The sequence below is a fragment of the Streptomyces sp. NBC_01669 genome, assembly GCF_026339735.1.
Lineage (GTDB): Bacteria > Actinomycetota > Actinomycetes > Streptomycetales > Streptomycetaceae > Streptomyces > Streptomyces yanii.
This window is the reverse complement of the sequence record NZ_JAPEQG010000001.1, coordinates 5,349,575-5,370,372: the sequence shown is the minus strand read 5'-3', so window position 1 is coordinate 5,370,372 and position 20,798 is coordinate 5,349,575. Positions and strand designations below refer to the sequence as shown.

Sequence of the window (20,798 nt, the reverse complement as noted above, 5' to 3'; positions counted from 1 at the left end):
TGAACTCCGCCTAGCGGTAGGGCGCCGGTTGCCCGCTCGGCCTGCACCGGGGTGCGGCCGGGGGCCGGGGGGTGTCCCCCGGTAAGGCACAGCGGCAGACACCGTACCGCCACCGGCCGGCGTTCAGCGGAGCAGGATCACCTCGGTGACCGTGCCGGGCTCCGCGGAGGTGACGTCCTCGGGCAGCACGATCAGCGCGTCCGCCTGGGCGAGGGCCGCGATCAGATGCGATCCGGAGCCGCCGACGGGCGTGACGGTGCCCGCCTCCGCGTCGTACGTGCCGCGCAGGAACTGGCGCTTGCCGGACGGCGAGGAGAGCGCTTTGTCGGTGTTCAGCGTGGCCCGGACGGTCGGGCGGGTCACCTCTTGCAGGCCCATCAGCGTGCGGATCGCGGGCCGCACGAACAGCTCGAACGAGACGTACGAGGAGACGGGATTGCCCGGCAGCGCCAGCAGCGGTGTGTGCTCCGGGCCGATCGAACCGAAGCCCTGCGGCTTGCCGGGCTGCATGGCGAGCTTGCGGAAGTCGATGCCGCTGCCCGGCTCGTCCTCGTCGCCGACGGAGGACAGTGCTTCCTTGACCACGTCGTACGCACCGACACTGACCCCGCCCGTGGTGACGACGATGTCCGCGCGGATCAGCTGGTCCTCGATCGTGGCGCGGAGCGAATCGGCGTCGTCCTCGACGGCTCCGACCCGGTAGGCGATCGCCCCGGCGTCGCGCGCGGCGGCGGTCAGCGCGAAGCTGTTCGAGTCGTAGATCCGGCCGCCGGTCAGCTCCTCGCCGGGCTGCACGAGTTCGCTGCCGGTGGAGATGACGACGACGCGCGGCCGCGGGCGCACCTTCACGGTGGAGCGGCCGATCGCTGCGAGCAGCCCGATCTGCGGCGGCCCGATCACCGAACCGGCCCGCAGGGCCAGATCGCCGGGCTGCACATCGCTGCCGCGGGCCCGGACATGGGCGCGGGCCGCGACCGGGCGGTGGACGCGGACCTCCCCGCCCGCGACCTGTGGGGCGTCGCTGTGGGCGCGCATGGTGTCCGCCGGGCCGCCGCCCGTACCGCCGTCGGTCCACTCGACCGGGACGACGGCCTCGGCACCGGCCGGCAGCGGTGCGCCGGTCATGATGCGGGCGGCCTCGCCCGGTCCCACGGTCTGATCGCCGGAGAGCCCGTCGCTGCCCGCCGCGATGTCACCGATGACCGTGAGCACCGCGGGGAACTCCTCGCTGGCGCCCTCGACATCGGCGATCCGGACCGCGTACCCGTCCATCGAGCTGTTATCGAAGGGCGGCAGGGCGATCTCCACCATGACGTCCTCGACGAGGACGCAGCCCTGGGCCTCGGGCAGTTGCAGCTCGATGGGTTCGAGCGGCCGCACGGCGCCGAGAATGTCTTCCAGGTGCTCGTCCACCGACCAGATCGTGCTGCTCAAAGTGCTACATCTCCTCGGTGACATATCTGCGGAGCCAGGTCCGGAACTCCGGGCCCAGATCTTCACGTTCGCACGCGAGTCTGACAATGGCACGCAGATAGTCGCTCCGGTCGCCGGTGTCATAGCGGCGTCCCTTGAAGACGACACCGTGCACCGGGCCGCCGATCTTCTCGTCCGCGGCGAGCAGCTGCAGCGCGTCGGTGAGCTGGATCTCGCCCCCGCGGCCCGGCTCGGTCCTGCGCAGTATGTCGAAGACGGCGGGGTCGAGGACGTAGCGCCCGATGATGGCGAGATTGCTGGGTGCATCGGCCGTTTCGGGCTTCTCGACCAGGCCGGTGACCCTGACGACATCGCCCTCGGCGGTGGTGTCGACGGCTGCGCAGCCGTACAGATGGATCTGCTCCGGCTCGACCTCCATCAGGGCGATGACGCTGCCGCCCTCGCGCTCCTGGATCTCGACCATGCGGGCGAGCAGCGGGTCCCGCGGATCGATCAGGTCGTCGCCGAGGAGAACGGCGAACGGCTGGTCGCCGACGTGCGGTGCGGCGCACAGCACGGCGTGGCCGAGGCCGCGCGGGTCGCCCTGGCGGACGTAGTGCATGGTGGCGAGGTCGCTCGACTGCTGGACCTTCTGGAGCCGTTCGGCGTCTCCCTTGCGGGTGAGCGCCGACTCCAGCTCGTAATTGCGGTCGAAGTGGTCCTCGAGCGGACGCTTGTTGCGGCCTGTGATCATGAGTACGTCGGAGAGACCGGCCGCCACCGCCTCCTCGACGACGTACTGGATCGCAGGCTTGTCGACCACAGGCAGCATCTCTTTGGGAGTGGCTTTGGTGGCAGGCAGGAAGCGGGTACCGAGTCCCGCGGCCGGGATGACAGCCTTGCTGATCCTGGGGTGCGACTGAGTCATGCGCGCAACCATAACCGGTGAGTATGGGCGGAAGATGAGCCTCCGGTTAACTTTGTACTTCTATATGCACATACGAGAGATGCGCAGGTGCACGTTGAACACCGACATGTCCGGAAAGGCCTCGCTCAGGCGTCAACTACTCGCCTCGCGAGCCCTCCTGAACAGCGAAGACGTCGAAAATGCCGCAGCGGTTCTGTCCCGGGGCGCAGTCGGTCTCACCGAGCTGGCCGAGGCCCGTACCGTCGCCGCCTATGTCTCGGTCGGGAGTGAACCGGGAACCCGCGCGCTGCTGGACGCGCTGCGCGCGCGGGGCGTACGGGTACTGCTGCCGGTGCTCCTCCCGGACAACGATCTGGACTGGGCGCCGTACGAAGGTGCCGGCCGCCTTCTCCCGGCGGGCCGCGGGCTGCTGGAGCCGGACGGTCCACGGCTCGGGCCCGACGCCGTCCTCGACGCGGACGCGGTCCTGCTGCCGGGCCTCGCCGTGGACGGACGCGGGATGCGGCTCGGTCGGGGCGGCGGTTCGTACGACCGGGTGCTGGCCCGGCTCGCGGCCGCGGGGGTGCACCCCTCGCTGATCGTCCTTCTCTACGACAACGAGGTGGTCGCGACGGTTCCCGTGGAACCGCACGACCACCCCGTGGACGCCGTGGTGACGCCGGCCGGAACGCGGCGCTTCACCGACTGAACCCGGCCGGCACCGCGCCGGGCCTGTCGGCCCGAAACCGCGGTGCCGGGTCCGCCGCCCTACGACGGCTTGAGCGTCAGCGTGTCCTTCGTCGACTTGGCCACGGCGTTCGTTCCGAAGGACCAGTCGAGCAGGTCCCCGTCGGCCCACTTGTCGGTCTGATCGGTGTAATGCGCGCTGAACGCGTGACCGGACGCACCGGTGAGGTTGATCCAGCGGGACTTGTCCCAGTCCCCCACGTTGACGACCATGCGCATCGACGGGACCCAGATGACCTCGTAGCCGCCCGCCGCGTTCCAGCCGCTGGCGTTGACCGCGGCCTCGCCGCCGCCCAGGTTCCACGGGCCGCGGTTGAGGGCCCGCTGGAGCAGATCGGGGCCTTCGGTGCCGAGGGTCTGGTTCTTCAGGGTCAACTGGTGCAGTCGGCCCCAGCTCCAGGTGGAGATGTCCTTGCCGAGCTTGGCGGTCAGCTCCCAGCGGGCGTCCTTCATGGCGCGGGCGAACAGCTGATCACGGTTCTCGGTCGCCTCGTCCTTGCGGTTTCCCGGCGCCTTCCACCAGTCGTTGTTCTCGTCGTTCATGAGGTTGGCAACCACCTGGTACCAGCGGTCGCCGCCGTCCGGCTGCGCCGAGTCCGCGTCGCGCTGACCGCACTCGCGAACCGGCTTGTCCTGCTCGTCGACCGGCCCCGTGCTGTCGGCCGGGAGCACGGTGAGGCATTCGCCCTTGACCCGCATCTCCTTGGGCAGCTTGTCGCCGAAGGCCAGCTTCAGGATGTTGCGCCAGACCGCGTTGAAGTACGCGGCGGCCGCCGAGTCGGGCTCCTGGCGGGAGTCCCAGCCCTCCAGGAGCTTCTGCGCCTCACGCACACTCTTGTCGGAGACCTTGATCGTCAGCAGTTCGGGCACCAGCTCCGTGGCGATCTCGCTGGTGTTGTCCATCTGCATCTTCTGCATGTCTTCGGTCGAGATCTTCTCGCCGCCCTTGATCTTCCCCGCAATGAGAGCGTTGATCCGCTGGCTGCGGGTGCCGAAGCCCCAGTCCTTGGTGAGCAGGTGGGGGTACTTCTCGTCGATGACGGCCTGGTTGGCGGTGACGATGTAGCCGCGCTTCGGGTTGTACTCGTACGGCAGCTCGTCGAACGGGATCGGGTCCTTCTTCCAGCCGTACGAAGACGCCCAGCCGGGGCTCGGCATCGTGCCGTTGCCCGCCTTGCGGACCGGGATCTTCCCCGGGGCCTGGTAGCCGATGTTGCCCTTGGTGTCGGCGTAGATGAGGTTCTGCGAGGGGACCTCGAAGTGCTCGGCGGCCTTGCGGAAGGACGGGAAGTCCTTGGCCCGGTTGAGCTCGAAGACAGCGTCCATGGAGTGGCTGGGGTCCAGCGCCGTCCACTTCAGGGCGACCGCGTAACCGTCCGCCCGGTCCGGAGCCGCGCTGGTGACGGGGGCCTTCTGGCCGACCTTCTCCAGCTCGCTGCTGCGGTCGGAGATCAGCGGGCCGTTGTTGGTCTCGCGCACAGTGATGTGCCGGCTCGCGCCCCCCGCGACCTTGATGGTCTCCTCACGGGTGACGAACGGCTTCACCTTGCCGTCGTACTGGTAGCCGTCGCCGGAGACCTTCTCCAGGAAGAGGTCGGTGACGTCGGCGCCGAGGTTGGTGAAGCCCCAGGCGATGTCCTGGTTGTGACCGATTATCACGCCCGGCATGCCGGAGAAGGTGTATCCGGCGGTGTCGTACTGGCAGGTCGCCGAGATCTGACGGCAGTGCAGCCCCATCTGGTACCAGAGCGAGGGCAGCTGCGGCGCCAGGTGCGGGTCGTTGGCGAGCAGCGGCTTGTCCGTCGTCGTGTACTTGCCCGAGACGACCCAGGAGTTGGACCCGATGCCGTTGCCGTTCGGACCGAGCAGCGCGGGGATCTGGTCGAGGGTGTCGGAGAGCGAGGCGAGCTGCGTGTTCACTCCCTCGGTGGCGCCCTGCACGGTGTCCGCGCCGATGCCCGAGGTCGGCGTCGCCTTCGGGTCGAACGTGCCGGTGACCGGCGAGATCGCGCCCTCGCTGACGATCGGATCGTTCTTGTCGTACGGGTACGCCGGGTACAGGTCCTCGATCTGCTTCTTGCTGAGCCTGCTGGTCATCAGCGAGCGGTCGATCTCGTCCTGCATGTTGCCGCGCAGGTCCCAGGCCATCGCCTTGAGCCAGGCGACCGAGTCGACCGGGGTCCACTTGGTCGGCTTGTAGTCGTTGGTGAGGCCGAGCGCGGCGTACTCGACGGAGATGTCCTTGCCGTCGCGCCCCTTGAGGTAGGCGTTCACCCCGTCCGCGTACGCCTGGAGGTTCTTCTTGGTGTCCGCGGAGAGGACGGTGTCGTACTCCTCCTGCGCGACCTTGCGCCAGCCCAGCGTGCGCAGGAAGGCGTCCGTGTCGACCTGCCCGGAGCCGAACATCTCGGAGAGCCGGCCGGCCGTCATGTGACGGCGGACGTCCATCTCCCAGAAGCGGTCCTGCGCCTGCACGAAGCCCTGGGCGCGGAACAGGTCGGCGTCGGAGTCCGCGTAGAGCTGCGGGATCCCGTAGCTGTCGCGCTTGACGTCGACGTTGCCGGCGAGGCCGTCGATCTTGATGGAGCCGTTCGTCTGCGGGTACGAGGCCCGCACAGTGGTTACGGACCAGAACGCGCTGTAACCGATACCCGCGACAAGCGCCAGCACCAGGACGATCACGATCAGGCGGGCGCGTCGCCCCTTCTTCTTGCCGGTCTTCGCACCGGCAGAACCGGAAGAGCCGGAAGAGGCGGTTGTGTTGGCGGGCATCGCTGTCCTTCGAGGGGCAGGGTGGTCCTGGGAGTGCAGGAGCAACCATAGGCGCAGCACCGAAGCGGGTCCGACGCGGTATCGGGATGCATCGAATCGAGGAGCGATCGCACGAACGCTCGAAGCCGTCAAGAAAACGTTAAAGATTAGGTAAGGTAACGAAGTACCGGCCGCCGGAAGACGATTCGGCAGGCGTACGCAGGGAAGGAACGGCCACTGACTGTCCACGCGCTCAACGAACTCCTGCTCGTCTGCTCACTCGTGCTGCTCGTCGCCGTCGTGGCGGTACGCATCTCGTCCCGCAGCGGCCTCCCCAGCCTGCTCCTGTATCTCGGCATCGGGATCGCCATAGGGCAGGACGGGATCTTCCACGTCAAGTTCGACAACGCCGAACTCACCCAGGCGTTCGGCTACGCCGCTCTGGTCGTGATCCTGGCCGAGGGCGGCCTGGGCACGAAGTGGAAAGAGATCAAGCCGGCGCTGCCCGCCGCCGCCATGCTCTCGGTCGTCGGCGTCGCGGTGAGCGTCGGCGTCACCGCGGCCGGGGCGCACTATCTGGTCGGCCTGGACTGGCGGCAGTCGCTGATCATCGGCGCGGTCGTCTCGTCGACCGACGCCGCCGCGGTCTTCTCCGTGCTGCGCAAGGTGCCGCTGCCGGCCCGGATCACCGGTGTACTGGAGGCCGAGTCCGGCTTCAACGACGCCCCCGTGGTGATCCTGGTGGTGGCCTTCTCGACCAGGGGGCCGGTGGACAGCTGGTACGTACTGGTCGGCGAGATCGCCCTGGAACTGGCGATCGGCGCGGCCGTCGGTATCGCCGTCGGCTGGCTCGGCTCGTTCGGACTGCGTCATGTGGCCCTGCCCGCGTCCGGTCTCTACCCGATCGCGGTGATGGCGATCGCCGTGTCCGCGTACGCGGCGGGCGCCATGCTCCACGGCAGCGGCTTCCTCGCCGTCTATCTGGCCGCGATGATCCTCGGCAACGCCAAACTGCCCCACTGGCCCGCCACCCGCGGCTTCGCCGACGGGCTCGGCTGGCTGGCACAGATCGGCATGTTCGTCCTGCTCGGGCTGCTGGTCGCCCCGCACGACCTGCTCGAGGACTTCTGGCCCGCGGTGATCGTCGGTCTGGTGCTGACAGTGGTGGCGCGACCGCTGGAGGTCTTCATCTCGCTCATCCCGTTCCGGATGTCCTGGCAGGAGAAGACCTTCATGTCATGGGCGGGGCTGCGCGGCGCCGTACCCATCATCCTGGCGACCATTCCCATGGTGTCCGGGATCGAGGGCTCCGCCCACGTCTTCAACATCGTCTTCGTACTCGTTGTCGTCTACACGCTGATTCAGGGACCGACCCTGCCCTGGCTGGCCAAGGCCCTGAAGATCGCCGAGGACCCGTCCGAGGCCGCCGACCTGGGCATCGAGTCGGCGCCGCTGGAACGGCTGCGCGGTCATCTGCTGTCGGTCGCGATCCCCGCGAAGTCGAAGATGCACGGCGTGGAGGTCGCCGAACTGCGACTGCCCGCCGGCGCCGCGGTCACCCTGGTCGTACGGGACGGCAAGAGCTTCGTCCCCGCGCCGTCGACGGTGCTGCGGCGCGGGGACGAACTGCTGGTCGTCACGACCGATCCGGTACGCGACGCGGCGGAGTCGCGGCTGCGGGCAGTTGGCGAGGGCGGCAAGCTGGCCAGCTGGCTGGGGACCGACGGGGACAGCAGGGGCGCGAGGGCCCATCACTGACCATCCGAAGCGCACGACCAGGAGTCTGCGCACAATCGCAGGCAGGCAAGCAATCCTGCCTGTAGCATGAAGGAAACCTGATCGATACATCTGGTCACTCCACCTGATCGACCAACTCTGCCTGATGCAGAGCTGGCGCGACCGTATGGCGGTCGTGGCGTCCTCCGCCTCTGCAGCGAGCGCCCGGCATCTACCGCAGTTCCGCGCGAAGAGGACAGCTCTCGGCAGCCCCCGTACGGGACCGGCACCCACAGGTGCGGACCGGCGGGGGCACCGCTACCAGGCGGCAGAAAGGCATGGACCGTGGCGTCCACGGTCTCCGACCGCCCCGGTTACCAGCAGCTGCTGCGCACCCCGGGGGCGTGGACCTTCCTCCTGCCGGGCTTCGCCGCACGGCAACCCTTCGCCATGCTGACGATCGGCATCGTTCTGCTGATCCAGCACACCACCGGTTCGTACGGCAGCGCGGGCGCCGTCGCCGCTGTCACCGGCGTCTCCATGGCGCTGTTCGCACCCCAGAGCGGCAAGCTCGCCGACCGCATCGGCCAGCGCGCCGTACTGCTGCCGGGCGTCCTCGTGCACGCGGCGTCCGTATCGGCACTGACCGCACTCGCCCTGGCGGACGCGCCGCTGTGGCTGCTGTTCCTGGCCGCCGTTCCGACGGGTGTGTCCGTCCCCCAGATCGGGCCCATGGTGCGGGCCCGCTGGGCGGCCCTGCTGGGCGCGGCTCCGGGCCGGGAGGCCTCGCCGCTGATGTCGACCGCCGCCGCCTTCGAGTCGGTGACGGACGAGTTCACCTTCGTCATCGGGCCGGTCCTCGCCACCGCGCTGTGCACCGGCGTGCACCCGGCGGCCGGGCTGATCACGGAAGCCGCGCTGACGCTGGTGGGCGGGCTGCTCTTCGCGGCGCAGCACCGCACCCAGCCCGCGGTCCGAGCCGCCGCGGCCGGCGCCTCCGGACAGCGCGTCTCCGCCCTGTCCGTGCCGGGCGTACGGGTGCTCGCGGTGGCCTTCCTCGGGATCGGCGCGGTCTTCGGCGGCATGCAGGTCTCGCTGACCGCGTTCGCCGAGGAGATCGGCCGGCCCGGCGCGAACGGCCTGCTGTACGGGATCTTCGCGGCCGGCAACATGCTGGCCGGGATCGCCTGCGGCGCCATCGCCTGGAAGAGCGGGCCGCGACGCAGGCTGATCGCCGGGTACGCGGCGCTGACGCTGACCGCTTCGGGGCTGTGGGCGGTGCACTCCGTGCCGCTGCTGGCCGGGCTCGGACTGCTCGTCGGGCTCTCCATCGCACCCGCGCTGATCAGCGGATACATGCTGGTCGAGACGCTGGTTCCGGCGTCCGCGCGGACCGAGGCGTTCACCTGGCTGACGGGTTCGGTCGCGCTCGGCCAGGCGGCTGCGGTGACGGTCGCCGGACGGCTCGCGGACGCCCATGGCGCGAGCACCGGCTTTGTGGTGCCGCTGGTGGGGACCGTGCTGGCGCTGGTCACCCTGGTAGCACTGCATTCGAGGCTGACACCGGCCCGCGCGACCATCACGGCCGCACGCGGCGCGGTTCACCGCGATCCTGTCGCGGCCAGAAAGTGACGATTCATGCGCTCGCATCACGCTCACGCTCAGCGGAATACGCCAGTGTGACTCCTCCGCCACATAATGTGACAGCTTCTCACTCAGGCAGACGGCCCTCATGACGGCCAAGCCCTGACCGCTGCCCTGCGGGCAGGTGACAGACATTACTGCAAACAGCGGCTTGTAGCAGTTACCATTGACGACTGTTAGCACTCATCGAGTGAGAGTGCCAGGAGGAAGACAAGTGCCGACCTATCAGTACCAGTGCACCGAATGCGGCGAGGGCCTCGAGGCGGTGCAGAAGTTCACCGATGACGCCCTGACCGTGTGCCCGAGCTGCGAGGGACGCCTGAAGAAGGTGTTCTCGGCGGTCGGCATCGTCTTCAAGGGTTCCGGTTTCTACCGGAACGACAGCCGCGGATCGTCGTCGAGCAGCACGCCGTCGTCTTCGTCCGCGAAGGCATCCGGTTCCGCTTCGTCTTCCTCGACGGGGTCGGACTCGAAGTCGTCCGCTTCGTCCGCCTCCGCTTCGTCCTCTTCCTCGTCGACGTCCTCCGCGTCGCCGTCGAGTGGTACGTCGGCCGCCTGAGCCGAGGTACCCAGCCTCTCTTCACCGGGGACTCCGCCGATCCACTCGGCGGAGTCCCCGGCGTTTTTGCGCCCCGCTACTGTGATCGCATGGTGAACGCAGAGATCGGTGTCATCGGCGGCTCGGGCCTGTACTCCTTCCTGGAGGACGTCACCGAGGTTCGCGTGGACACCCCGTACGGACAGCCGAGCGACTCCCTCTTCCTCGGCGAGATCGGCGGCCGCCGGGTCGCCTTCCTCCCCCGCCACGGCCGCGGCCACCATGTGCCGCCGCACCGCATCAACTACCGCGCCAACCTGTGGGCCCTGCGCTCCGTGGGCGTACGTCAGGTGCTCGGCCCGTGCGCGGTCGGCGGGCTGCGACCGGAGTACGGCCCCGGGACGCTGCTCGTTCCGGACCAGCTGGTGGACCGCACCAAGACCCGTACGCAGACGTATTACGACGGGGAGACCCGGCCGGACGGGGTGGCGCCGAACGTGGTGCATCTGGGCTTCGCCGATCCGTACTGTCCCGAGGGGCGCAAGGTCGCGCTGGCGTCGGCCCGCGGCAGGGACTGGGAGCCGGTGGACGGCGGCACACTCGTCGTCGTGGAGGGGCCGCGCTTCTCGACCAGGGCCGAATCGCGCTGGCATGCGGCGATGGGCTGGTCCGTGGTCGGGATGACCGGGCATCCGGAGGCCGTGCTCGCCCGCGAACTGGGGCTCTGCTACACGACGATGACGCTGGTGACGGACCTGGACGCGGGTGCCGAGGCAGGCGAGGGCGTCTCCCACGGGGAGGTGCTGAAGGTGTTCGCCGCCAATGTGGACCGGCTGCGGTCGGTGCTCTTCGACGCGGTGACCGCGCTGCCCGCGGAGGGGGATCGCCACTGTCCCTGTGCGCATGCGCTGGACGGGATCGAGACGGGACTCGAACTGCCGTAGGGGGGTGCCCCGGTGGCGGGTGGGTGACGGAGTTGTCCACACCGTGGGGGCTGTCCACAGGACCCAGCGGGAATCTCGCGGAAGGCGGAGGGTGAGGGGCGTCGGCGTTCGTCCGGACTCCGCGCTCCTCACGACTGGTGGTGTTGGCCATGTTCCCGCCCGCTTCTGCGACCTCCTCCTCGCTTCATGTACGCCCGTCCGTCCCGGGCCCGCCGGTGTCGGCGCCCGCGCCCTGCGGGGTGCCCTCGTTCGCGCCGTTGCGGGTGCGCGGGGGCGGGGGGCGCCGGCTGCGGCGTGCGATGTGGCGGCAGCGTCGCGCGATGGCGGCCGGGCTGGCGCTGACGGCTGCGGCGCTGGCCGCCGCGGGACTGGGCGGCGGCGAGGCCCCCGGCGGTGCCGGGGGCGCGGCAGGTGCCGGGCCGGTGAAGCGACGGCCGGTTCCGCTGGTGTCGGCACCGGTCCGGATCGCGGATGCGGCAACCGTCCGGCTGCTGCGCCCCGGCGACCGGGTCGATGTGATCGCGGCCGGGGGCGCCGGGGCCGATGCCAGGGTGGTGGCGAAGGGGGCCCGGGTGGCGGCGGTGCCGCGGGCACCGGCCGACGGTGGGGCGGAGGATCCTGCGGAAGGTCCTGCGGTGGGCGGCGCGCTGGTCGTGCTGTCCGTGCCACGGAGCACGGCCGCATCGCTGGCCGGCGCGGGGATCTCGGCCCGGCTGGCGGTGACCCTGTGCTGAACGGGACCCATCACCCCTGCGGACTGACGCACCGCCAGGCAACCGGCCCGAAGGCGTGGATCGGGTGGTTCTGCCGCGTACTGCCCCAGGTTGCGGAACAGTTCGCTCCCCCTGCGGCTCCCGCGGAGGAAGGCTCACTCGTGAGCGAGAAGAAGAAGGCCGGTCCGGGGGAGGGCTACAGCTCCTGCCTCAAGGAACCCCTGCGTCACCGACCCGAAGGCGGGCGAGAGCCGCGGCCAGGACCCGGGGCGCGGGCACGCGGAGCTCAGACGTGGTGGGGCGGCTTCTCGTCGAGGAAGCGCGCAAGGTCGGCGGAGCTGTCGCCGCCCGGGGCCCGCTCACCCCACCCTCGGTCCGTATCGTCCGCGGACTGCTGGTCCAGTGGATCGTCGAAGATCAGAGCCGGCTTGGGCTTCCTCTGTTCCGGTTGTACGGGGTGTGCCGGCTGTGTCGGTTTCGAATCGCGCGGTCCGGAGGCGGGGGCGGTGCTCATGTCTCCAGGGTACGGCGGCTCCCCCGGGTACGGCAGCGGTCAGCGGTCCTTCGGGTCGAGCATCCAGAGCCCGAGGACGACGGCGAAGGACAGGCAGAGGAAGCCCGCACCCCACCAGGCCGTTGCGGTGTTGCCCTCCATCCATTCGTCGACGACGACGGTCAGGCCCCAGAGCTGGCCGATGACCACGGTCATGGCCAGGGCCAGCCGGGCCGTCAGTTTCGAGGAGCGCTCGGGTTCCTGGTCGGTGCCCGCTCCCGGGCCCGGACCGGTGCGGCGGACCCGGGGGTCGCCGTAGCCGCTGGTGGAGCGGATCTGCGGATAGCGCTCACGGACGGGGCGGTTCAGCTCCGGCCGGGCGCTGCCCGGGTGGTACTCCGGGTAGGCCCGCGGGTCCGGGCCGGCGGGCTGCTGGGCGTCGGTCATGTCCGCCTGCCGGGGGGCTCGGCTTCGGTTGCCTGGGTACGGTGCGCCTTCGCGCCGGGAGCCTGCGCGGGGGGTGTCTCCCCGCCGCCGCCCCGGACGGAGGGGCAGCCGATCCGGGAGGCGAGGTCCGGGCGCTCGGAGCTGATCTGGCGGCACAGGTCCTGCTCGATGCTCTCGCCGGAGCGGGTGGTGCCGATGGCCCAGACGCTGCCGTCGGTCTCCTCCGTGAGCACCACCTTGGGCAGCGCACGGGGCGGCGGTCCGGCGGTGACCTCGCCGGTGCGGGCGTCGAAGACGCCGTCGTGGCAGGGGCAGTAGAGCTCCCCCTCCGCACCACGGTCCTTGCGCCAGAGGACCGCGCAGGCGAGATGGGTACAGATCGCGGAGTAGCCGACGAGGGTGCCGTCGTCCAGCCGGACGGCGACCGCCTTGTCCTCTTCGTCCGGGTAGCTGAAGGCGAGGGACTCGCCCGGCAGGAGCTGGGCGGCGATCTTCCTCGGCCCAGGTGCCTTGCCGTCCTCGGGCTCCCCGTGGCGCGGGAGCATCCCGGAGGCCACGCCGAGCCCGCCGACCGCCAGCCCGCCGGAGACGGTGGCGACGATCCGGAGATAGTCACGCCGGGTGGTGAGGGAGTCGGCGGCGATCCGGTCGTGCAGGGCCTCGCGCGGGTCCCCGCCGGGGTGCCGGTCCCCGGCCGGTGGCTGTTGGCTGACACTCATCGGCGGACGTCCTTCCCGTTGATTTCGACGACGGGAAGACCGCCGGGCACCGGCCACTGGACCTTGTCGGCGGGGACGACCATCGCGACGCCGGTACGGACCTCGGTCGCGCCGAAGGTGAAGGTGTCGGCGATCTGGACACCGGGCCGCTCGGCCTGGAGTTCCTCGGCCGTTCCGTAGAACAGCGCCCCCGTCGGACAGACGGTGGCGCACATGGGGGCGAGGCCGCAGGCGGTGCGGTCGTAGCAGAGGTTGCACTTCATCTGCAGCTTCGCCTGGAGGTCGATCTTCGGGACGCCGAAGGGGCAGGCATTGACGCAGTTGGCACAGCCGATGCAGCGGGTGGTGTCGGCCTGCTGCACCACACCGTCGGCGGTGACCAGGATGGCGTCGGCCGGGCAGACCTCGGCGCACGGGGCGACCGGGTCCTCGCAGTGCATACAGACAGTGGGGAGGGAGGCGACGGAGTGGCCCTCGTCGGTGTAGTCGAGGTGGATCATCGACTTACCGCGGTGCGAGTCGCACTCCCGGCAGGCGGAGACACAGGCCTGGCAGCCGATGCAGCGCCCCGGGTCGATGAAGATCGTTCTTCCCATCATCCGGGGCTCAGCCCCTCTCCGATGTGCCACGGCCCTGTGGGGACGTGGGCGGCCGTGGGTCGGTGCGGGAGACCTGGGCCTCCGGATAGGCGACGTGGCCGGGTGCCACGGGAGGTGCGGGGACCTCGTCGATCTTCTCGGCGTGCTCGATGCGGCAGGCGCACACCTTGTATTCGGGGATCTTGGAACGGGGGTCGAGGGCGTCGATGGTGAGTGCGTTGGCAGCGGTGGGTACCGGCCAGTGGTACGGGATGAAGACGGTGTCGGGGCGGATCGCCTCGGTGACGAGGGCGGGGAAGACCTCGCTTCCGCGCCTGGTGACGACGCGGACCGGTTCGCCGTTGCGGAAGCCGTGGGAGGGGTGGATCTCGGCCCAGGGGCGCGGGGTCTGTTCGACGAGGCCGCCCAGGCGTCGGGTCTGGTTGCCGGAGAGGTAGTGGGCGACGGTGCGGCCGGTGGTGAGCGACATGGGGTGCTCGTCGTCGTACGGGTCCATCGGCGGGTGCCAGTCGACGACCTGCAGGTGGATCTTTCCGTCGGGGTGGTAGGTCCGGCCGTCCTCGAAGAGCCGGGGGGTGCCGGGGTGGTCGATGGTGGGGCAGGGCCAGGCGATGCCGCCGGTCTCCTCCAGCCGTTCGTAGGTGATGCCGTAGTAGTCGTTGACGGTGCCGGCGGAGGCGATCCGCAGCTCGTCGAAGACGGCGCGCGAGTCGGCGAACGCGAATTTGTCGCCGGCGCCGAGCCGCCGGGCGAGTTCGCACATCACCCAGGTGTCGGTCCGTACCCCGGGAGGCGGGTCCTGTGCCTTGTTGTGCTTGACGACGCGGGCCTCGGCGTTGGCCATCACCCCTTCGTCCTCGGCCCAGGTGGTGACGGGGAAGACGACATGTGCGTTGACAGCGGTCTCGGAAAGGAAGAAATCGAATTGGGCATGGAATTCGGCGGCGTCGTACCCCTCCTTGACCACTCCGTAGTTGGGCAGGGAGACGAAGGGGTTGTTGCAGATGCCGATCAAACCCCGGATCTCGCGGCGCTGCATCTGCCAGACCATTTCCATCATCGAGGTACCGGCGGGCGGGAGTTCGGACTCCTCGATGCCCCAGATCTCGCAGATCTGCCGACGGTGCTCCGCGTTCATGATCGAGCGGCCGCCGGGCAGGAGGTCCGATTTCTGGCCGTGCTCGCGGCCGCCCTGCCCGTTGCCCTGGCCGGTGATGGTGCCGTAGCCGGCGCCGGGCTTGCCGATGTGGCCGGTGGCGGCGCAGAGGTTGATCACGGCGAGGCAGTTCTCGACGCCCTGCGAGTGGTGCTCGATGCCGCGGGCGTGCCAGGCCATGGCCTTGGGGGCGCGGGCGAAGGTCCGGGCGACCTGAACGATCTGTTCGGCGGGGACACCGCAGATCTCGGCGCCACGGGACGGCGGGTACTCGGCGGCCTTGGCCCTGACCTCGTCCCAGCCGGTGGTGTGGGCGGCGAGATAGGCCTCGTCGGTGAGGCCCTCCTCGATGACGACGTTCAGAACGGAGGTGAAGAACGCCGAGTCGGTGCCCGGCTTGAGGGCGACATGGATGTCGGCGGTGCGAGCGATCGCGGTTTCGCGCGGGTCGATGACGATCAGGCTCGCGCCGCGGTCCCGGGCTCCCCACACATACTGGGTCATCACGGGGAAGCATTCGCCGACGTTGGAGCCCGCGATCAGCAGGCAGTCGGTGAGCAGGATGTCGGAGAACGGGTTGCCGGCCCGGTCGATGCCGAAGGCGAGCTTGTTGGCTCCCGCGGCGCTGACCATGCAGAGCCGGCCGTTGTAGTCGACATGCCGGGTCTTGAGTGCTACCCGGGCGAACTTGCCGACCAGATACGTCTTCTCGGAGTACAGGCTGGCGCCGCCGAGCACCCCGAAGGCGTCGTTGCCGTACGTCTGCTGGATGCGTTTGACTTCGGAGACCGTGAAGTCGAGCGCCTCGTCCCACGAGGCTTCGCGGAACGCCTCGTCACGGGAACGGCGCATCAGCGGGGCGGTGAGCCGGTCGGGGTGGTTGACCTGCTGGTACGCGTTGACGCCCTTGGGGCACAGCCGCATCCGGTTGATGTCGTGATTACGGGGTTCGACGCCGAAGACCTTTCCGCCGCGGTCGACACGCAGATACATCCCGCACTGGACGCCGCAGAAGCAGCAGTGGGTGGGGACGAGGGTCTCGCCGTTCTGGTCGGCGTGCCACCGGTCGGCAGGGATGCCGCCCGCGTCCCGGAAGGCCCGGGTGCCGGGCGGGGCGAGGGACGGGTCGAGCGGAACGGCCCTACGGGGGTCGTCGGCTCGCGGATCCGCGGTCACTTGAAGCCCTTCTTCACATGGGAGAGATAGGCACTGCCGCGCAGGACCCGCTTGCAGCGCGGGCAGTATTCGGCCCACTCGTCGAAGTCGAGGCTGAGATCACGCATGGTGCCGCGGAGGTTCTCGACGTACGGTCCGGTGTCGATGGGCTCCTCGCAGCGGCGGCAGCTGAAGATCTCCTGGTCCTGCAGGCCGGTGTACTTGAACAGCTGCATACCGACCGCGGCCGGGCGCTGGACGATGTGGAAGAACTTCCCGAACGGGAGGTAGATGAGGGTGAAGACCACCGACACCATGTGGAGGATCGCCAGGAATTCGTATCCGCCGCCGTGCAGGAAGATCGACGAGAAGGTGAGCAGCAGACCGGTCACGGAAATGACGATCAGCGCGATCAGCGGGACGAGGTCGTAGGCGAAGCGCTGGCCGGTGATGGCGCCGCGGTCCTTCATCCGGCGCCACAGGAAGTAGCAGGCACCGGGGATGACGAGCACGGCGGCGATGTCGAGGCCGTGGAACATCAGCCAGCCGAGGACGTTCAGCGAATCGAAGCCGATGATCTTGAAGCCCCAGATGCGCATCTCGTAGCCGGGGCCCGAGCCGCTGCCCGAGGTGAAGGTGAACCACCCCCAGGTCAGCGGGAAGGTGATCAGCGAGGCGAGGACGCAGCCCCAGAAGATCAGCTGGTGGGCGGCCCAGCGGGCGTGGGAGCGGGCGCCGAGGAACTTCTGGAAGCCCAGATAGGTGGCGATCATCTTCGGCAGGGCGGTCGGGGCCTTACGGAAGTTGGCCATGGAGAAAAAGCTCCGCCAGCCCTGCCGGAACAGGCGCCGGGCACCTGGCGCGGAGATCCAGACCGTGTAGCGGTAGGCGACACCGAAGGCGAGGAAGACCGTGGCGACCGCGTACGGGAGAAGGGCGGAGTCGAAGTTCTCCAGAAGCCGGCTACCGAAGACGATCGCGAGGATCAGCAGGACGGAGACGACGACGCCTGCCACGGTCGCACGGAAGGTGACGGACAGGGGAACGCCGGCACCGTCCGGGTCGGGCGGTGCCGGCGCACCTGTGGCTGCGGCTGCGGCTTCTGGTGGCTCGGTCACTCAGCCACCGTAGGGACGTATGGGGTTATTAGTCCTGTTTTAGCCAGCGACAGGGTGAGCCCGTCGCCCGGACGGCGCGCAGCCGGGCTCTCGGGCGGCGCGCAGGCCGTACGACGCGAAGGGACGAAGCGGACGGTGGACCTCCTTGACCCGCACCTTCCGACGTCGTCCATACGCCTCTCCATCCGCCGCCTTCCACGCACTCCCGGTGTCCGCTGATCAGGGGCGCACTGACCCTCGATCCGGCCGGCACCGCCGGCTCCGGGCTTCACGCCCCTCACACCTGCGGTTTCGTTCGGGACTGCCGACCACCGTCCACTGGTGAATGCATGCGCAAGAATCTCCGGGAGGCTTTCCCCGATCGGGCTGCGCGTCCCGGCGCCCGCCCTCGGGGCGGTCTGCTGTGCTGGGGCGCATGCCCCGGATGACCGCTCGCAGCCGCACCGAGGAACACCGCGCGTCGACCCCGCTGGAGCTCTTCTTCGACCTGTGTTTCGTCGTCGCCGTCGCCCAGGCGGGCGGCCGTCTCGTGCATGCCGTCGTCGAGGGGCACCCCGGCACCGGGGTCGCCGGCTACCTGGCGGTGTTCTTCGCGATCTGGTGGGCCTGGGTCAACTTCTCCTGGTTCGCCTCCGCGTACGACACCGACGACGCGTTGTACCGCGTGGTCACGTTCGTCCAGATCACCGGCGTGCTCATCTTCGCCGCCGGGGTGCCACGCGCCTTCGACAACGGGGACTGGACGCTCGGCGTCATCGGATATGTGGTGATGCGGCTCGCACTGACCAGCCAGTGGCTGCGGGTGACCCACTACGCCGAGGGCGCGGAGCGCACGGTCGCACGGCGGTACGCCATCGGCATCGTCCTGCTCCAACTGGGCTGGATCGGCATGCTGTTCGTGCCCGCCGGTGCGAACGGCGCCCGTACCGCAGTCTTCGTCGTGCTCGCCCTGTGCGAGCTGGCGGTCCCGACGATCGCCGAGCGCGACCTCGGGACGAGCTGGCATCCGCACCACATCGGCGAGCGGTACGGGCTGTTCACCATCATCGTGCTCGGGGAGACGATCGCCGCCGCGACGGTCGCCGTCCAGGAGGCGGCCGACGAGCACGAAGCGCTCGACGAACTGCTGCCGGTCGCCGCGGGCGGGCTGCTGCTGGTGTTCGCCGCCTGGTGGATCTACTTCGCCGTGCCGATCCACAGCTATCTCCGCGGCAACAGGCAGGCGTTCGTCTGGGGATACGGCCACTACGTGATCTTCGGCTCCGCCGCCGCGATCGGCTCGGGCATCGAGGTCGCGGTGGAGGAGGCCATTGGCAAGGCGCATGTGTCGACGACGGCCGCCTCGGCCGCCGTGACGGTGCCCGCCGCGGTCTATCTGCTGACGGTGTGGCTGATCCACGCCCGCCACTTCAAGCGCGACCTCGCGGAGCAACTGCCCCTCCCCCTGGCCGCGGTGGCCATCCTTGGCTGTACGTTCGCCGGGGAGTGGGCGGTCTTCGCGGCCGGTCTGGTGGCGGCCGCGACGGTGGCCGTCGGGGTGTCGCTGTCGCGACGCCCGGCACCGGGCGCACCGGGCGCCGTGGTTTCGCCGAACCGGACGTGAGGAGCACGGGATGACCGGACAGGATGCGCAGTTCCCGCTTTCACCGGCGACAGGGGCGATGGACGCGCTGACCGATGTCGCCGGGCTGCGCGTCGGTCATGCGCAGGTGCCGGGCGACGGCGCGCTGAGCGGCACCACTGTCGTCCTCGCCCCCGAGGGCGGCGCCGTCGCGGCTGTCGACGTACGCGGCGGTGGCCCCGGCACCCGGGAGACGGACGCACTCGACCCGCGCAATCTGGTGCAGCGGATCGACGCCGTCGTCCTGACCGGTGGCAGCGCCTACGGTCTGGACTCGGCGTCCGGTGTGATGGCCTGGCTGGAGGAGCAGCGGCGGGGTGTGCGGGTCGGCCCCGATCCGTCGCAGGTGGTGCCGGTGGTCCCGGCCGCGTGCATCTTCGACCTGGGGCGGGGCGGCGACTGGCGGGCCCGCCCGGACGCCTCGACGGGCCGCGCCGCCGTGGAAGCCGCAGCCGGTACGGAGCCGGGGGCCCCGGTCGTCGAGGGCGGGGTCGGTGCGGGTACGGGCGCGGTCGCCGGTCAGCTCAAGGGCGGCGTGGGCACGGCGAGCGTGCGGCTGCCGTCCGGAATCACGGTCGGCGTGCTGGTCGTGGTGAATGCGGCGGGCTCCGTGGTCGATCCGGTGACCGGGGTGCTGTACGGGGAGTACGGCGCCGCGGCGCCGCCCGTGCACCCCGCGGCCGGGGTCCACGAAGCCGCCGTGCGCCGCCTGGCCGAAGCACGGGAGGCGAACGCGCTCCCCACGCTCAACACCACGCTCGCCGTCGTCGCCACCGACGCGGATCTCAGCCGGGCGCAGGCACAGAAGCTCGCGGGCACGGCGCACGACGGGCTGGCGCGTGCCGTGCGGCCCGTACATCTACTGACCGACGGGGACACGGTCTTCGCGCTGGCCACGGGCGAGCGCCCCTTGCCGCCGAAGAACCCGATCGCTCTGAACGAGCTCCTGGCAGCGGGCGCGGACACCCTGACCCGCGCCGTCGTGAAGGCCGTACGGGCGGCGGAGGGCGTCGACCTCCGCCCCGGCGCGGGCGTCCACCCCTCGTACAGCGATCTCTACGGCCCCCGCTGACCCACCCGCCGCGGCCGGGCGCCCACCGACTCGCCATCCACAGAAGGAAGTTCGGACGAATCGCCAGGAACCTTCCGCACGCGTCATACGTTTTCAGGAACCCCGGTCACGATGTCAGACCCAGGGACTACGTTAAGCACGCATCAAGTAACACGCGGCGACGGCCTGGAGACAGCACCTTGAGCGATCCGTACGAGACAACCGAGCAGCATCTCGACCGACTCCTACGACGGGCACTCAACTCTTTCGACCTGCCCGACTGCACGGTCGAGCAACTCGGGACCGCGCTGGCCCACAGCAGTTCCCTGCACTCCTCGCATCACAGTTCCGTGCTGCATCGCGAGACCTACCGGCACACCTACCTGCTGGCCGACGGCTCCGCGCTCACCTTGTGGGAGCTCGTCCACAGCACCGCCAGGGACACGGCGGACCCCCGGTCGCGGAGGCAGCCCGCCCCCCAGCACCACGAGTTGTACGACGACGAGGCGGACGTCCAGGTCGCCGCCGCCCGGCTGTCCGGCAGCTTCTCCGACGTACCCGTGTTCGGCGAGGACAGCCCACAGGCCGACCTGGAGACACTGACGATCCTGATGGCCGCTCCACCGGCCCCGCTGCCCCGGATGTACGCGCCGGACAACTCCGCGGACCACGCCCGCCGGGTCCTGCGCCGCGCGGAGAACAGCGACGGTCCGGGCGAGGAGACCGCGCGCCTCCTGCGGGCCGCCTTCGCCCACCACATCACCCAGATCTTCGGCAGGCAGTGCCGGGTCGACGGGCGGGACGCCGGATTCACGCTGTACGAGCACGCGTTCCTGCTCCTCGACGGCAGTGAGACGAGCCTCTGGGAGGTCGAGCACACGGCTACGCCGGACGGTCGCCACATGTGCGAGGTGTACGGGGACGAGAAGACGGCACGCGAGGCGATGGAGAGCCGTACGCGCATCTGCTGACCGCTGCGCCGCCCGCCGCGACCCGTTCGCCGAGGGAGGCTGCCGCCGAGCCGCACGCGAAGGTGCCCGCGCCCCCCGAGGGGGTGCGGGCACCT

The 20,798-nt window shown here is 70.0% G+C and carries 18 protein-coding genes; 9 read left to right on the top strand and 9 right to left on the bottom strand.

The features are described from left to right. Positions 1 to 123: 123 nt before the first annotated feature. Together glp and galU are read right to left on the bottom strand one after the other, a co-directional pair. Positions 124 to 1,434, bottom strand: a complete 1,311-nt coding sequence (gene glp / locus OG972_RS24160) for a gephyrin-like molybdotransferase Glp (protein ID WP_266984710.1) — start codon at positions 1,432 to 1,434, stop codon at positions 124 to 126. A gap of 4 nt (positions 1,435 to 1,438) precedes the next feature. After that, on the bottom strand, positions 1,439 to 2,341 hold the full coding sequence (gene galU / locus OG972_RS24155; RefSeq protein ID WP_266984708.1) for a UTP--glucose-1-phosphate uridylyltransferase GalU: 903 nt from the start codon (positions 2,339 to 2,341) through the stop codon (positions 1,439 to 1,441). 94 nt (positions 2,342 to 2,435) lie between these two features. On the opposite strand from galU, the gene OG972_RS24150 reads away from it, so the two are divergent. Then, the gene (locus tag OG972_RS24150; RefSeq protein ID WP_266984707.1) at positions 2,436 to 3,029 is read left to right on the top strand and encodes a 5-formyltetrahydrofolate cyclo-ligase; all 594 of its coding nucleotides are present in this window, start codon (positions 2,436 to 2,438) and stop codon (positions 3,027 to 3,029) included. 59 nt (positions 3,030 to 3,088) lie between these two features. Here OG972_RS24150 and OG972_RS24145 read toward each other — a convergent pair whose 3' ends face one another. Continuing rightward, entirely contained in the window at positions 3,089 to 5,839 is a 2,751-nt protein-coding gene (locus OG972_RS24145; protein WP_266984706.1) for a penicillin acylase family protein, read from the bottom strand. A 216-nt stretch (positions 5,840 to 6,055) separates the two neighbouring features. On the opposite strand from OG972_RS24145, the gene OG972_RS24140 reads away from it, so the two are divergent. From OG972_RS24140 to OG972_RS24120, 5 genes are all read left to right on the top strand, one after another. Continuing rightward, positions 6,056 to 7,576, top strand: coding sequence for a potassium/proton antiporter (locus tag OG972_RS24140; protein ID WP_266990682.1), 1,521 nt, complete (start codon positions 6,056 to 6,058; stop codon positions 7,574 to 7,576). Between the two features lie 303 nt (positions 7,577 to 7,879). Next, positions 7,880 to 9,166: an MFS transporter gene (locus tag OG972_RS24135; RefSeq protein WP_266984705.1), complete on the top strand. Its 1,287-nt coding sequence runs from the start codon at positions 7,880 to 7,882 to the stop codon at positions 9,164 to 9,166. 226 nt (positions 9,167 to 9,392) lie between these two features. Then, a complete protein-coding gene (locus OG972_RS24130) occupies positions 9,393 to 9,737 on the top strand; it encodes an FmdB family zinc ribbon protein (protein WP_266984703.1) in 345 nt (114 codons plus the stop codon). A gap of 89 nt (positions 9,738 to 9,826) precedes the next feature. Further along, the gene (locus OG972_RS24125) at positions 9,827 to 10,660 is read left to right on the top strand and encodes an S-methyl-5'-thioadenosine phosphorylase (RefSeq protein ID WP_266984701.1); all 834 of its coding nucleotides are present in this window, start codon (positions 9,827 to 9,829) and stop codon (positions 10,658 to 10,660) included. A gap of 149 nt (positions 10,661 to 10,809) precedes the next feature. Then, complete coding sequence (locus tag OG972_RS24120; RefSeq protein WP_266984700.1) at positions 10,810 to 11,394, top strand: hypothetical protein; 585 nt, start codon at positions 10,810 to 10,812, stop codon at positions 11,392 to 11,394. A gap of 265 nt (positions 11,395 to 11,659) precedes the next feature. On the opposite strand, the gene OG972_RS24115 is transcribed toward OG972_RS24120, so the two are convergent. The 6 genes from OG972_RS24115 to OG972_RS24090 are packed head-to-tail and all read right to left on the bottom strand — an operon-like array spanning position 11,660 to position 17,060. Further along, entirely contained in the window at positions 11,660 to 11,887 is a 228-nt protein-coding gene (locus OG972_RS24115) for a hypothetical protein (protein WP_266984698.1), read from the bottom strand. 39 nt (positions 11,888 to 11,926) lie between these two features. Beyond that, positions 11,927 to 12,313, bottom strand: a complete 387-nt coding sequence (locus tag OG972_RS24110) for a DUF6755 family protein (protein WP_266984697.1) — start codon at positions 12,311 to 12,313, stop codon at positions 11,927 to 11,929. Beyond that, a complete protein-coding gene (locus OG972_RS24105) occupies positions 12,310 to 13,032 on the bottom strand; it encodes a Rieske (2Fe-2S) protein (protein WP_266984696.1) in 723 nt (240 codons plus the stop codon). The genes OG972_RS24110 and OG972_RS24105 overlap by 4 nt, the downstream gene beginning before the upstream one ends. Then, complete coding sequence (locus OG972_RS24100; RefSeq protein WP_266984694.1) at positions 13,029 to 13,631, bottom strand: 4Fe-4S dicluster domain-containing protein; 603 nt, start codon at positions 13,629 to 13,631, stop codon at positions 13,029 to 13,031. The genes OG972_RS24105 and OG972_RS24100 overlap by 4 nt, the downstream gene beginning before the upstream one ends. 7 nt (positions 13,632 to 13,638) lie before the next feature. Further along, positions 13,639 to 15,963: a molybdopterin oxidoreductase family protein gene (locus OG972_RS24095; protein WP_266984692.1), complete on the bottom strand. Its 2,325-nt coding sequence runs from the start codon at positions 15,961 to 15,963 to the stop codon at positions 13,639 to 13,641. Next, entirely contained in the window at positions 15,960 to 17,060 is a 1,101-nt protein-coding gene (locus tag OG972_RS24090; protein ID WP_266984690.1) for an MFS transporter, read from the bottom strand. The genes OG972_RS24095 and OG972_RS24090 overlap by 4 nt, the downstream gene beginning before the upstream one ends. Positions 17,061 to 17,475: 415 nt before the next feature. On the opposite strand from OG972_RS24090, the gene OG972_RS24085 reads away from it, so the two are divergent. The 3 genes from OG972_RS24085 (at position 17,476) to OG972_RS24075 (ending at position 20,703) form a co-directional block, all read left to right on the top strand. Then, entirely contained in the window at positions 17,476 to 18,663 is a 1,188-nt protein-coding gene (locus tag OG972_RS24085) for a low temperature requirement protein A (RefSeq protein ID WP_266984688.1), read from the top strand. A gap of 10 nt (positions 18,664 to 18,673) precedes the next feature. Next, positions 18,674 to 19,753 (top strand): P1 family peptidase, encoded by a 1,080-nt coding sequence (locus OG972_RS24080; RefSeq protein WP_266984686.1) that lies wholly within the window; start codon positions 18,674 to 18,676, stop codon positions 19,751 to 19,753. 179 nt (positions 19,754 to 19,932) lie between these two features. After that, entirely contained in the window at positions 19,933 to 20,703 is a 771-nt protein-coding gene (locus OG972_RS24075; protein WP_266984684.1) for a DUF6227 family protein, read from the top strand. Positions 20,704 to 20,798 lie beyond the last annotated feature (95 nt).